This is a genomic window from Magnetospirillum fulvum, from assembly GCF_900108475.1.
In the GTDB taxonomy this organism is placed as follows: Bacteria; Pseudomonadota; Alphaproteobacteria; order Rhodospirillales; family Magnetospirillaceae; genus Phaeospirillum; species Phaeospirillum fulvum_A.
Genome location: NZ_FNWO01000012.1, coordinates 119450 through 131872, shown reverse-complemented (window position 1 = coordinate 131872; position 12423 = coordinate 119450). Strand labels below are relative to the sequence as shown.

12 protein-coding genes are annotated in these 12423 nt (G+C 65.9%); 9 read left to right on the top strand and 3 right to left on the bottom strand.

Annotated elements, in window-relative coordinates; translation table 11 throughout:
* The first annotated feature begins 177 nt into the window (after nt 1–177).
* Both BLW40_RS14005 and BLW40_RS14000 read left to right on the top strand, forming a co-directional pair.
* A complete protein-coding gene (locus BLW40_RS14005) occupies nt 178–903 on the top strand; it encodes an ABC transporter ATP-binding protein (RefSeq protein WP_074769615.1) in 726 nt (241 codons plus the stop codon).
* Nucleotides 900–1649: an ABC transporter permease gene (locus BLW40_RS14000; protein WP_074769613.1), complete on the top strand. Its 750-nt coding sequence runs from the start codon at nt 900–902 to the stop codon at nt 1647–1649. The genes BLW40_RS14005 and BLW40_RS14000 overlap by 4 nt, the downstream gene beginning before the upstream one ends.
* Before the next feature lie 185 nt (nt 1650–1834).
* Here the strand turns inward: BLW40_RS14000 and BLW40_RS13995 are convergent, their stop codons facing one another.
* Complete coding sequence (locus tag BLW40_RS13995; protein ID WP_244511194.1) at nt 1835–3262, bottom strand: carbohydrate porin; 1428 nt, start codon at nt 3260–3262, stop codon at nt 1835–1837.
* Nucleotides 3263–3494: 232 nt separating this feature from the next.
* On the opposite strand from BLW40_RS13995, the gene BLW40_RS13990 reads away from it, so the two are divergent.
* On the top strand, nt 3495–5168 hold the full coding sequence (locus BLW40_RS13990) for a methyl-accepting chemotaxis protein (protein WP_074769611.1): 1674 nt from the start codon (nt 3495–3497) through the stop codon (nt 5166–5168).
* A gap of 49 nt (nt 5169–5217) precedes the next feature.
* Here the strand turns inward: BLW40_RS13990 and BLW40_RS13985 are convergent, their stop codons facing one another.
* A complete protein-coding gene (locus tag BLW40_RS13985; RefSeq protein WP_083386798.1) occupies nt 5218–6117 on the bottom strand; it encodes a 50S ribosomal protein L11 methyltransferase in 900 nt (299 codons plus the stop codon).
* A 20-nt stretch (nt 6118–6137) separates the two neighbouring features.
* On the bottom strand, nt 6138–8432 hold the full coding sequence (locus tag BLW40_RS13980) for an ATP-dependent helicase (protein WP_074769609.1): 2295 nt from the start codon (nt 8430–8432) through the stop codon (nt 6138–6140).
* 222 nt (nt 8433–8654) lie between these two features.
* On the opposite strand from BLW40_RS13980, the gene ilvC reads away from it, so the two are divergent.
* The 6 genes from ilvC to thpR all read left to right on the top strand — a co-directional run bounded on the left by ilvC (nt 8655) and on the right by thpR (nt 12407).
* Nucleotides 8655–9674, top strand: a complete 1020-nt coding sequence (gene ilvC / locus BLW40_RS13975; protein ID WP_074769607.1) for a ketol-acid reductoisomerase — start codon at nt 8655–8657, stop codon at nt 9672–9674.
* Between the two features lie 228 nt (nt 9675–9902).
* The gene (locus BLW40_RS13970) at nt 9903–10136 is read left to right on the top strand and encodes a hypothetical protein (protein WP_074769605.1); all 234 of its coding nucleotides are present in this window, start codon (nt 9903–9905) and stop codon (nt 10134–10136) included.
* Nucleotides 10137–10139: 3 nt separating this feature from the next.
* Nucleotides 10140–10739 (top strand): ATPase, encoded by a 600-nt coding sequence (locus BLW40_RS13965; protein WP_074769603.1) that lies wholly within the window; start codon nt 10140–10142, stop codon nt 10737–10739.
* A gap of 111 nt (nt 10740–10850) precedes the next feature.
* Nucleotides 10851–11087: a hypothetical protein gene (locus BLW40_RS13960; RefSeq protein ID WP_074769601.1), complete on the top strand. Its 237-nt coding sequence runs from the start codon at nt 10851–10853 to the stop codon at nt 11085–11087.
* Between the two features lie 67 nt (nt 11088–11154).
* Entirely contained in the window at nt 11155–11829 is a 675-nt protein-coding gene (locus BLW40_RS13955; protein ID WP_083386790.1) for an arylesterase, read from the top strand.
* Nucleotides 11826–12407, top strand: coding sequence for an RNA 2',3'-cyclic phosphodiesterase (gene thpR, locus BLW40_RS13950; protein ID WP_074769599.1), 582 nt, complete (start codon nt 11826–11828; stop codon nt 12405–12407). Before BLW40_RS13955 ends, thpR begins: the two co-directional genes overlap by 4 nt.
* The last annotated feature ends 16 nt before the right edge of the window (nt 12408–12423 follow it).

The following is a 12423-nucleotide window of genomic DNA, read 5'->3' as shown; positions in this document are numbered from 1 at the left end:
GCAGCCAAGAGCGCGGCCGTCACGTTGCCAGACGACAAGGAAGTCCGTTTTCCGTCGTCCTGTCAACAGGATCATGGGTCGGCAAAGCAATGCGAAACCGCATTTTGCGATTGCCGCGACGGCGGCGCATGACCTAGGACTTGGCCCCGGTCGGATCGGCAAGGAAGGAATGGGCGGATGATCAGGGTTGAGGCGGCGGTCAAACGCTATGGCATCCTGCCCGCGCTGGATGGACTCGATCTTTCCATCGGTGCGGGCGAAGCGTTCGGCTTGCTCGGTCCCAACGGCGCGGGCAAGACGACCCTGGTCCGGCTGCTCGCCACTTTGGCCAGCCCGGATTCGGGTCGGCTGTCGGTCGGCGGGCACGACACCGTCACCGAAGCCGCCGAGGTCAAGCGCTTGATCGGCGTGGTGTTCCAGGAGAACAACCTCGACCGCGACCTGACCCCGCGCCAGAACCTGTCCTTTCACGCCCGGCTGCACCGGATCGACGCGGCCGACGAAGCGGTGGCGGCGATGCTGACCCGGCTGGGGCTGGCCGAGCGGGCCGACCGCCCGGTCAACGGGCTGTCGGGGGGGATGCGGCGACGGCTGGTGATCGGCCGCGCCCTGCTGACCCGCCCGCGCGTGCTGTTGCTCGACGAGCCGACCACCGGGCTGGACCCGGCGATCCGCCGCGATTTGTGGGCGCTGATCCGCGACATCCGCGACCAGGGCTGCACCGTGGTTCTGACCACCCATTATGTCGAGGAGGCCGAAAACCTGTGCGGCCGGGTCGGCATCATCGACCGGGGCCGATTGGTCGCGATCGGCAGTCCGACCGAGTTGACCGCCCGTTTCGGCGCGGCGCGGTTGGAAGACGTCGTGGTGGCCCTGGCGCAGACGGACGGAGAAGCAGCATGAGTCCGCTGTCCGGAGCCGGTCCGATCTTCCAGCGCGAGATCCAACTCTACCGCGCCAAGCTGGCCCGGCCGACCTTCGTCGTCGCCGCCTTGGTGACGCCGCTGATGTATCTGGTGGTGTTCGGGCTGGGACTGGGGCGCCAGGTCAGGATCGACGGCGGCGATTACCTGACCTTTCTGGTGCCGGGGCTGATGGGAATGGCGGCGATGCACAACGCCTTCACCTGGGTCGCCAGCGGGATCAATATCGCCCGTTTCTATCACCGGACCTGGCAGATCATCATGCTGGCCCCGGTCTCGCCGCTGGCGGTGGTCGCGGGCACCGTCGCCGCCGGAATGGCGCGCGGCCTGTTCGCCGCGATCCTGGTCGGGCTGGTCGGGCTGGCCGCGGGATGGCGCCCCGAGCCCACCGCCGCGATTCCGCTCGCCTTGTTGCTGGAAACCTCGTTGTTTTCCGCCCTGGGGATGGTGATCGGGCTGAAGACCCGCAGCACCGAGGAGCACACCACCTACACCAACTTCCTGATTACCCCGATGGGGTTCTTCTGCGGCACCTTCTTTCCGCTGGCCAGCCTGCCATCCTGGCTGTCCGCCCCGCTGCACCTGCTGCCGCTGACCCACGCCAATATCGCGTTGCGCCAGAGCGGCTTGACCGGCGACGCCCTCGCCGCGCTGGGGATTCTGACCCTGTTCGCCGTCCTGCTGCTGGGCTGGGCCGGGCAGATGGTCGCCCGCTACCGCGAGTAAATAAAAAAGGGCGTCCGGAGGATTTGCTCCGGACGCCCCATCTTCCGCACGCCACCAAACGCGCGTCGGATTATACCGGCGGCTCAATCAATTGAGCCGCCGTAATGTCCCTCGCCGGGCGGGCGCATCCGCGCCCTTGGCCGCCGCCGCAATGGCGGCTGTACCGGCGAACACGGTCGCCGGTATTACAGCGTAAGAACCGTGCGCAGACCGAGGATGACGGCATCCTTGATCGTCTCGCCGTTGGCATCGACGTAATCGCTGGTCCCGCCCGGATGCATGATGTACTGGGCGTCCGGCACCAGGGTCATCCACGGGGTGACCTTGTAGCGGTAGCTGACTTCCAGCATCGCCTCGTAATCGTGATCGCCCGCAGTGGTGAGACCAGCGGCGCGGCGGTCGGCGTCCAGGCCGGCGAGACGATCGCTGGCCCCGGCATAGGCGAAGCCGATCGCGGCGACGTCGTCGTCGCGGCCTTCGAAGGTCCCATTCAGCACCAGACCGGTATCGACGTAATAGGGGGCCTGATTGCGATCGTCGGGCATCAAGGTGCCGCGGACGAAGAAGCCGAGCCCGCCGCCCGCTTCGCCGGGGCGACGCCACAGCATCTGATCGAGGATCGCATAGGCGGCCCAATTGCCCTGATGACGCTGGGTCGGGGTTCCGTCGGGCATCAGCGCCAGAGACTGACCGTTATCGGCGTAACGAAGGTCGTTATAGCCGTGGTTATGGTACCAACCGCCGACCTTGATCATCGAGGCGAGGCCGGTGGCCTCCTTTTCCTGATTGATCCCGTACTGGACTTCGCCGAACCAGGTCGGCGATTCCAGCGAGAAATCGGTGCCGGAGGAATTGCGCCGGGTGGGATCTTCAGGACGGGAATCCGCCGCGCCGGGAACGGTGTCGCCGCTGAACACAGCGGCGAGAATCGCCAGATTCTCGGTCGGCTTCACCTTGAGGCGGGTACCGGGGCCGGAAACGGGATAGCCGCCGCCGCTCGGGTAATTGAGGGCGAACGAGCCGGGCCATCCGAACGGGCTGCCGATCAGGTTGGCGGCATATTCGGAATTGAAGAACTCTTCCTGCATCGGCACGACACCGGCCTTCAACGAGACCATGTCCTCGAAGAAGCTCTGCTGCAACCACAGGGCAAACAGACGGGTGCTGGGCGAGGTCTCGATGTCGCGCGACGGAATCCAATTCTGGAGGAAATTGCCGCTGAGCGACCGACCATGCGTGTACAGGCCGGTGAAGTGGAACAGACCACCCTGCCACCCGATCGCCTTTTCCAGGTCGGCTTCGACATCGGCCTGAAGCAGACCCGAGGCAACCGCGCGCTGGCGCAGGCCGCCGCTGACATTGCCCAGCGCTTCGCCGGTATAGGTGGCGGACACCGAGATGCCCCTTTCTTCCAGGCTGGAGCGGACCCCGCCCCAATCGCCGGTCAGGGTGTCGCGCTGCCAAAAGCCCTTGGCCTCTTCTTCCTGGGCCTGGGCCGGAAGCGACGCCAGTCCGCCCACCACCGCCATCAGCCCCAGCAGAGCGCGAACACCGGCTTTTCCGCCGCGCGCCACGTCCGCCGCAGCCGGACTCGTTCCCTTATTTGCTTCCATGTGCTCCTCGCCCGATTCTGTCGCGAATGATATCCGTTCGCATCTTCATCTTCTGTAACAAACTGTCGCGGAAACCCGCAAGAAAATAAGGGGCTTAGTTCGATAAATATATGCCATCGGCATGGGGCAGGGTTAAGCTAGGGCAACAGTCGTAACGAGCCCCATATCAAGGTCAGCGAAATCAATGCCGGCGGACCATCCCCGGCGAGCGGGGAGGAACCGGTCGATGCACATGACGATCCGTATGCGTTTTATCGTCCTGTGGGCTTTAGCCTGCCTGGGACTGACCGCTTTGGGTGGAATTATCTGGTACACCAATCACACCGTTGATCATGCCCGGATCGAGCTGGAACATAAATTCAAAGACGGGTCATTGCTGACCCAGGCGCGGATTGATCTTCTGACGCTCAATCTGGCGGCAATGGACGCGATCGTCGATCGGGGCGAGGGGGCGGTTTCGCCCGAACGGCTGGCCACCTTAACCGAAACCGCCCGCAAACTGGCCGACGTCGCTAAGGCGGCCCAGCATCTGGTCAGCACCCCCGAAGAACGGGCCGCCGCCGCCGCCCTGCCCGCCGATGCCGAGCGGTTGCGTGTCCTGGCCGTCGAGGATTTGCCCCGCGCGATCCGCGACCGGGCCGACGAATCCGTCTTTGCCCACCTCGACGACGCGATCGACACGACCGGATCGAAGGTGCTGGACGCCGTCGAAAGAGTCGATCAGGGGCTCCAGCGCGACATCGCGGCCGCGTTCACGACCGAAGAGCACGCGCTGTCCGACACCTTCACCCTGGGATCGCTGCTCTATATCGCGGTAACCGCCGCCTTCTCGCTGTTGGCCTGGCTGATCGCCCGCGCGGTTCTGGTTCCGCTTGGCCGTCTGACCAAGGCGACCGAGGCGCTGGCCGCCGGGGATCGCAGCGTCGAGATCGACGCCAACGAACAAGCCGACGAAATCGGCGCGCTGGTCCGCTCGGTCCGGGTGTTCAAGGATGGACTGATCCGCGCCGACCAACTCCAGGCCGAGCAACAGACCGCCAAGGCCCGCGCCGAAAGCGAACGCCGGGCCGGGCTGGTCGCCACCGCCGACAGCTTCGAACGCGGGGTCAAGGGCGTCGTCGATACCGTCAATCAGGCGGCGGGACGTCTGCGCGGCATCTCGCAATCTTTGGCCGGAGCCTCGCGCGAAGCCGATAGCCGCGCCGCCGATCTGGCCCGCTCGGCCGAAATGACCTCGGGCAATGTCGGAACCGTCGCGGCGGCGGCCGAGGAATTGTCGGCCTCGATCCACGAGATCGCCAGTCAGGTCCAGAAATCCTCGTCGATCTCGCGCGTGGCGGTCGAGGACGCGCAACGGGTCGATACGATGGTGAAGCAATTGTCCGAATCCGCCCGCCGGATCGGAGCCGTCGTCAGCCTGATCAACGACATTGCCGCCCAGACCAACCTGCTGGCGCTGAACGCCACCATCGAGGCGGCCCGCGCGGGCGAAGCGGGCAAGGGCTTTGCCGTCGTCGCGGGCGAGGTCAAACATCTCGCCAACCAGACCGCCAAGGCGACCGAGGAAATCGGTGCGCAGATCAGCGCGGTTCAGGGCGCCACCGACGACGTGGTCGGAGCCATCGGGGCGATTGCCAACGTGATCGAGGAAATCAACGGCATCTCGTCCGGAATCGCCTCGGCGGTCGAGCAGCAATCGGCCGCCACCGCCGAAATCGCCCGCAGCATCCAGCAGGCCTCGACCGGCACCGGCGAGGTCACCGATACGGTCGGCAAGATGGGCGGCATCGTCGGACAGGTCCGCACCGGCTCGGAAGAGCTGTTGCAGGCGGTGTCGGCGCTGGCCGACAATTCGGCCACCCTGTCGCGCGAGGTCGATTCGTTCCTGGCCGGTGTCCGGGCCTGACGGATTGGAGGGGGGAAAGTCCGCTCTCCCCCCTCCCCTGCTCCCGTCGTTACCGCCCGATCACCAGGGTCGCCCAGCCATCGACGAGGATACGCTGCTTCAGCCGCAGGCCCTGCGCCTCGTGACAGGCCATCACCCGCCGCTCCTGACGTTCCAGCAGACCGGACAGCACCGCCAGACCGGTCGGGGCAAGGTGGGCGGCCAGATCGGGAGCGAAACGGCACAGCGGCCGGGCCAGGATGTTCGAGAACACCAGATCATAGGGCGCGCCCCGGCCCACCAGCGGATTGCGATAGCCGTCGCTGACACAGGCGCGGACCCGGGACCGAACCTGATTGTTGGCGGCATTGGCGGCCATCACCCGGACGGCGGGCGGATCGATGTCGGTACACAGAACCCGCGACGCCCACACCTTGGCGGCGGCGATGCCGAGAATCCCCGATCCCGCGCCGAGATCGAGCACGCGGAGACGGCGGCGGCGGCGGGCCAGCATGTCGAGCGCGAGCAGACAGCCCCGGGTGGTGGCATGCTCGCCCGAGCCGAACGCGGTCCCGGCGTCAATCTCGATCGCGATCGAGCCCTGCGGCGGCTTGCCTCGCCAATGCGAGCCGTGGACGAAGAAGCGCCCGGCGGCAATCGGCGGGAAGTCGCGCAAATTGGCGAGAACCCAGTCGATTCCCGGCACCCGCTCGATCTCCAGCGGCGGCACCTCGACCCCATTGGCGGCGGCGACCGCCGACAGACCGGCGATCACGGTGGCGCGGTCGGGCGGCGTGCGGGAAAAGCCTTCGAGGAACCACGGACAATCGCCGTCGGACATGCCGGTGCGATCTTCCATGAACATCGTCACCGCCTCGGCATAGAGGTCGAACACCGCTTCGAACGGAGCCAGGGTCTCGGGGGTGACGGTCAGGCGCAGACGCCAGATCTCGGGAAAGGCGGGAGGCATCGTATTCAGGGTCTCCGTGGTCACAGGGCGGTGACGTAGCTGTCGATCAGGGTACGGGTTCCGGCCCCGTCGAAGGCGACGTGAAGGGTATGGCCTTCGACCGCCAGAACGGTGCCGTCGCCAAAGCGGTCGTGGGTCACCCGCGCGCCAGGCTTGAAGGCGCTGACGGAGCGGGTGGCGGGCGCGGACGCGGCTGCGGATGACGAAGACGACCGGCGGGCCGGATAGCTCCAGGTCGAGCGGGGCTCGGCCAGATGCTGCGCCGAATAATCGGTCGGAGCCCCGCCCGCGAACAGGCCGCGATCGGCCTCGCGCTCGACATCGGCCTCGGGCAGTTCGGCCAGGAAGCGGCTGGGAAGCTGGGTCTTCCACTGATTATAGACGCGGCGGTTGGCGGCAAAGCTGATCAGCACCCGCCGCCTGGCCCGGGTCAGCCCGACATAGGCGAGGCGACGCTCTTCCTCCAGCCCCTTATCGCCGCTTTCCTCGAGGGCGCGGAGGTGGGGGAAGATTTCCTCTTCCCAGCCGGGCAGGAACACGCTGTCGAATTCCAGCCCCTTGGCCCCGTGCAGGGTCATTACCACCACCCGGTCGCCCTCGGCCTTGGCGTCGTTTTCCATCACCAGGGCGACATGTTCGAGGAAGGCGCCCAGCGACTCGTATTCGGCGATCGCCGCCACCAGTTCCTTCAGATTGTCGACCCGGCCGGGGGCGTCGGCGGCCTTGTCGGCCTTCCACATCGCGACATAGCCGGATTCGTCCAAGATCGTCGCGGTCAGTTCGTCCTGGGGCATACTGCCGAGCAACGAGCGCCAGCGGGCGACATCCGCGACGAAGGCGGCCAGCGCCTTGCGCGGCCGGGGCTTCAGCAGATCGGTCTCGACCAGCCGACGCGAGGCTTCGAGCAGCGGCAGATCGTGCTCGCGGGCATAAACCGCAACATCGCGCAGCGCCGCCTCGCCCAATCCGCGCTTGGGGGTGTTGACGATCCGCTCGAACGCCAGACCGTCGGCGGGCGATTGCACCAGTCGCAGATAGGCCAGGGCATCGCGGATTTCGGCCCGCTCGTAAAAGCGCGGCCCGCCGATCACCCGATAGGGCACTCCGGTCGCGATCAGCCGCTCTTCGAACTCGCGGGTCTGGAAGCCGACCCGGACCAGAATCGCCATGCTGGCCAGCGGCTCGCCCTGGCGCTGATAGGTCTCGATCGTCTCGACCACCATCCGCGCCTCGGCCTCGCCGTCCCACACCGCGCGGGTGCGGATCTTCTCGACCCGTTCGGGATCGTGCTCCAATCCGGGCCGCAGCGTCTTACCCAGCCGTCCGCCATTATGGGCGATCAGGCCCGAGGCGGCGGACAGGATATGCGGGGTCGAGCGGTAATTGCGCTCGAGCCGGACGATCTTGGCCCCGGGAAAGTCGCTCTCGAAGCGCAGGATGTTGCCGATCTCGGCCCCGCGCCAGGAATAGATCGACTGATCGTCGTCGCCGACGCAGCAGATATTGTGATGCCGCCGCGCCAGCAGGCGCAGCCACAGATATTGAGCGACGTTGGTATCCTGGTACTCATCGACCAGCAGATAGCGGAACCGGTCCTGCCACGAGCGCAGCACCGCCTCGTCGGACAGGAACAGGGTCAGCACATGGAGCAGCAGATCGCCGAAATCGCAGGCGTTCAGGCTTTTCAGCCGCTGCTGATACAGCCGGTAGAGATGGACCGCCCGGCCTCCGGCCAGATCGCCCGCCTGGGCCGCGCCGACCTTGTCCGGCGTCAACGCCTGATCCTTCCAACGCTGGATCGCTCCCATCAGCGCCTGGGGCGGGGTGGTCTTGGGGTCGATCCGCTCGTCCTCCATCACCTTCTTCAGCAGACGAAGCTGGTCGTCGGCATCGAGGATGGTAAAGTCCGGCACCAGCCCGACCGCCTCGGGATGACGGCGTAAAATCTTCAGGCACAGCGAGTGAAAGGTGCCCAGCCACAAATCGTTGGCGGCCGGACCGACCAGGGCGGCGACACGCTCGCGCATTTCGCGGGCGGCGCGGTTGGTGAAGGTCACCGCCAGACATTGCCAGGGCTGGGCCCGGCGCGAGGCCAGCAATTGCGCCAGCCGCGCCGTCAGCACCTTGGTCTTGCCGGTTCCCGCCCCGGACAGAACCAGCAGCGGACCGTCGAGACTGGTCACCGCCGTCAACTGCTCGGGATTGAGGCCGACCAGCCAGGGAGCGTCGGGCGGCACCGGCACCGGACCGGCGACAGCGGGGGCGGACGGCGGGGCCAGGGCCGCGTCGTCGTCAAGGGCGAAGGGATCGGTCATGCGGCCGAATATTGGCCGAACCGGGCTCTGGCCGAAAGCACGAAATCATCTGGGGCGGACGACCGCGAAAATCCGTGGCGGGACGCGGGCGGGAGGGGTATGGTTCGCGGAACCGGAACGGCAGACCGCTCCCGAACGCATGCATTTGCCAGATGCGTTGGAGACCTGTATGGTCCGCCGCCAGTGATATTTCCAGCTCGCGAAAGCACACGGGGAACTCAAATGCGCGTCTATTATGACCGGGATGCCGACGTCAATCTGATCAAGGGCAAGAAGGTTGTCGTCGTTGGCTATGGTAGCCAGGGCCACGCCCACGCCCTCAATCTGCGCGATTCCGGCGTCAAGGAAGTGGCCGTGGCGCTGCGCGCCGGTTCGTCTACGATTAAGAAGGCCGAGGCCGAGGGCCTCAAGGTTCTGACCCCGGCCGAGGCTGCCGCCTGGGGCGACGTGGTGATGATCCTCACCCCCGACGAACTTCAGGCCGAGCTGTACTACGCCGACCTCGCCCCCAACCTGAAGCAGGGTGCGGCGCTGGTCTTCGCCCACGGCCTCAACATCCATTTCAAGCTGATCGAGGCGCGCGCCGACCTCGACGTGTTCATGGTCGCCCCCAAGGGCCCCGGCCACACCGTGCGCGGCGAATACCTGAAGGGCGGCGGCGTCCCCTGTCTGGTCGCGGTGGCGCAGAACTCGACCGGCAACGCCCTTGAACTGGCGCTGTCCTATGCCTCCGCCATCGGCGGCGGCCGGTCCGGCATCATCGAGACCACCTTCCGCGAGGAATGCGAAACCGACCTGTTCGGCGAGCAGGTGGTGCTGTGCGGCGGCCTGACCAAGCTGATCCAGTACGGGTTCGAGACCCTGGTCGAAGCCGGTTACGCGCCGGAAATGGCCTATTTCGAGTGCCTGCACGAAGTGAAGCTGATCGTCGATCTGATCTATGAAGGCGGCATCGCCAACATGCGCTACTCGATCAGCAACACCGCCGAATACGGCGATTACGTCACCGGCCCGCGCATCATCACCCAAGAAACCAAGGCCGAGATGAAGCGCGCCCTCGAGGACATCCAGTCCGGCCGCTTCGTCCGCGATTGGATGCTGGAATGCAAGGCCGGTCAGCCGAGCTTCAAGGCGACCCGTCGCATCCAGTCCGAGCATCAGATCGAAGCGATCGGCGAGAAGCTGCGCGCGATGATGCCCTGGATCGCCAAGAACAAGCTGGTCGACAAGTCGAAGAACTAGTCTCTTCGACCGGTCCGATCGGACATGGTTCGGAAAAGCCCCGGCGGGACACCGCCGGGGCTTTTTAGTTGTGTAAAATCGATTCGTCTTGAATTTTTGCTATACGCGATACTAAGATTGGAACTATAAGGAGAAGTTTTCCGCGAAAGTTGCGGCCGCCTCCCTATTGAATCGCTTGCCGTTGAGGGCCACTCTAATCTGAAGGTATCATTTTCGATGTTGGCATTAATGGAAACCCCAACGAACTCGAAGGATCGCTCCGAAAAACCGGCATCGTCGCGGTTGCCCTCGCTTGAAGACGTTTCGTCGCCGGACTTTGCGCGCAAACTGACCGAAGGATTCCGCCAAGCCGTTTCCCACGCCGTCGATCGGCAGCACGCCGCCGGGATCGAGGTCTATCATCTGGGTGATGAGGGCGTTGACGTTGTTCCCCCGCCCAAGGCCGCGCGCAAGACCCGCTAATCAATGCAAACTTGGTTCTGGATCATCGCCGGCCATAACGGCGCGGGGAAAAGTACGCTGCAACCGAAGCTGGCCGCAATGCTGGGCGAGGATTGCCGTTTCCTCAACCCCGACGACGTGACCCGCGACCGCTTGGGCGGAACGTTCGATGTCGATGACCAAGAGCGGATGCAGGCCAACCGTAAGGCCGCGCAATGGGTCGATAGCGAAGTCGACCGCATGATCGCCTCGGGTAAATCCGTCGCGGTCGAAACGGTTCTCTCCACCGACAAGTTCCGACGGCGGGTGCTTGCCGCCAAAAGCGCCGGAATGGCATTCGGCTTTGTCTATATCGCCCTGTCGTCGGCCGATCTGGCGATCAGGCGCGTCGAGACGCGAGTCAAGGAGGGAGGCCATGGCGTCGATCCCGACAAAATCCGCAGTCGTCGCCTGTCTTCGCTCGACCAGATGCCCTGGTTCACCGAGTTGGCGGATGTCGCCTTCTATTTCTGCGGCGATACGCTCGAACCGGTTTTGATCGCGACCAAGACGCCTGAGCACGGCATTGAAATCCACGATGCCGTGTCGTTGCCGGACGTCACCGACCGTCTCGCCGCGCTTTAACCGCCACGGCGTGCCCTCCCCGCCCCGTCTCATCCGTGACCCCGATCATAGATTCGCCACGGTCCCGGCGTCAGATTGGCTTCGGTCCCCTCCAGATCGAAGAGGCCCCCGATGAGACCAATTGCCATTGTCCTTGCCATGTCCCTGATCCTGATTGGCGGCACCGGCTGCTCCGACATGAAGCGGTGGGAACAGCGCGCCTTGTCCGGCGGTGCCATCGGTGCCGCGGCCGGTGGCAGCATCGCCTATGTCGCTGGTGGCCCGGTGCTGGGGGCCGCCCTGCTCGGCGGCGCGGCGGGTGCCGCGATCGGCGGCCTGACCACCGACAACTCCTCGCACCATAAATAACCGTTCGCCTTCCCTTCACCGGCATTTCGTCGGATCATGAGCGAAAGCCGGTTCAGGGAGACGAACAATGGTGACACGCCGCAGCGTCCTCTTGGGATGTCTTTGCACCTTTCTGGCCGGACCCGTCCTGCCCCCGGCGTGGGCGGCGGCTCCGCCCCCTGCCCCGGTGCGGATCGTCGCCTTGGGGGATTCGCTGACCGCGGGCTATGGCCTGCCCGCCGATGCCGCTTTTCCGGTCCGGCTGGAGCGGGCCTTGCGGGCCGAGGGCCGCGACGTGCGGGTGATCAATGCCGGGGTCTCGGGCGACACCACCGCCGGAGGACTGGCCCGGCTGGATTGGGCGCTGGCGGAAAAGCCCGATCTGGCGATCGTCGAACTGGGCGCCAATGACGGGCTGCGCGGGATCGATCCCAAGCTGACCGAGGCCAATCTCGACCAGATTCTGACCCGGCTCGACAAGGCCGGGATCGGCGTGCTGGTGGCCGGGATGCTGGCCCCGCCCAATTACGGCAAAGCCTTCGAGTCCGACTTCAACGGTCTGTTCCCCCGCCTCGCCAAGGCCCACGGTTCAGTGTTCTATCCGTTCTATCTCGACGGCGTCGCGGGCCATCCCGATCTGAACCAGCCGGACGGGCTGCACCCCACCGCCGCCGGAATCGACGTCATCGTCGCCCGCATCCTGCCCTCGGTCCGGACTCTGCTCGACCGCCACGCCGCGCGGACGGGGGCACGGCATCCGTGATCCGGCTGTTCGTCGGCCTCGATCTGCCGCCCGATCTGGCAGAGCGTCTGACGGCGAGCAATGGCGGCGTGCCCGGAGCAAGATGGATCGAGCCGCGCAACCTGCATCTGACGCTGCGGTTCGCAGGCGAGATCGACGAGACCAGCGCCGAGGATCTCCACGACGCACTTTGCCGGGTCGAGCAGGCCCCGTTCACCCTGACCCTGGGCGGGCTGGGACTGTTCGGCAGCCGCAGGCGCGCCCACGCGCTGTGGCGGGGAATCGAACGGTCGGAGGCGCTGGACCTGTTGGCGCGGCGGGTCGAGGCGGCCTCGATCCGCGCCGGTTTGCCGCCCGAACCCCGGCGCTTCGTCCCTCACATCACCTTGGCCCGGCTCTCGGCGGGGGCAACGCCCGAGCGGGTGCAACGCTGGCTTGAAACGCTGCCGCCGCCCGAGACTCTGGCGGTGGATCGGTTCACTCTGTTCCAAAGCCGGTTGGGACAGGGGGGTGCCGAATACGACCGGCTGACCACATATGCGCTGGGAACAGGCAATGCCGTGCGGGGCGGCTTGTCGGACGCCGATGCCTTCGGTTAAAGTCCCCCGCCTCATC

Bases quoted from the DNA above. Each gene is read 5' to 3' on its own strand.
- BLW40_RS13985 (WP_083386798.1), bottom strand. From the start codon at position 6,117: ATGCCTCCCGCCTTTCCCGAGATCTGGCGTCTGCGCCTGACCGTCACC.
- BLW40_RS13970 (WP_074769605.1), top strand. From the start codon at position 9,903: ATGGAAACCCCAACGAACTCGAAGGATCGCTCCGAAAAACCGGCATCG.
- BLW40_RS14000 (WP_074769613.1), top strand. From the start codon at position 900: ATGAGTCCGCTGTCCGGAGCCGGTCCGATCTTCCAGCGCGAGATCCAA.
- BLW40_RS13990 (WP_074769611.1), top strand. From the start codon at position 3,495: ATGACGATCCGTATGCGTTTTATCGTCCTGTGGGCTTTAGCCTGCCTG.
- BLW40_RS13955 (WP_083386790.1), top strand. From the start codon at position 11,155: ATGGTGACACGCCGCAGCGTCCTCTTGGGATGTCTTTGCACCTTTCTG.
- BLW40_RS13960 (WP_074769601.1), top strand. From the start codon at position 10,851: ATGAGACCAATTGCCATTGTCCTTGCCATGTCCCTGATCCTGATTGGC.
- BLW40_RS13995 (WP_244511194.1), bottom strand. From the start codon at position 3,262: ATGGAAGCAAATAAGGGAACGAGTCCGGCTGCGGCGGACGTGGCGCGC.
- ilvC (WP_074769607.1), top strand. From the start codon at position 8,655: ATGCGCGTCTATTATGACCGGGATGCCGACGTCAATCTGATCAAGGGC.
- BLW40_RS13965 (WP_074769603.1), top strand. From the start codon at position 10,140: ATGCAAACTTGGTTCTGGATCATCGCCGGCCATAACGGCGCGGGGAAA.
- BLW40_RS13980 (WP_074769609.1), bottom strand. From the start codon at position 8,432: ATGACCGATCCCTTCGCCCTTGACGACGACGCGGCCCTGGCCCCGCCG.
- BLW40_RS14005 (WP_074769615.1), top strand. From the start codon at position 178: ATGATCAGGGTTGAGGCGGCGGTCAAACGCTATGGCATCCTGCCCGCG.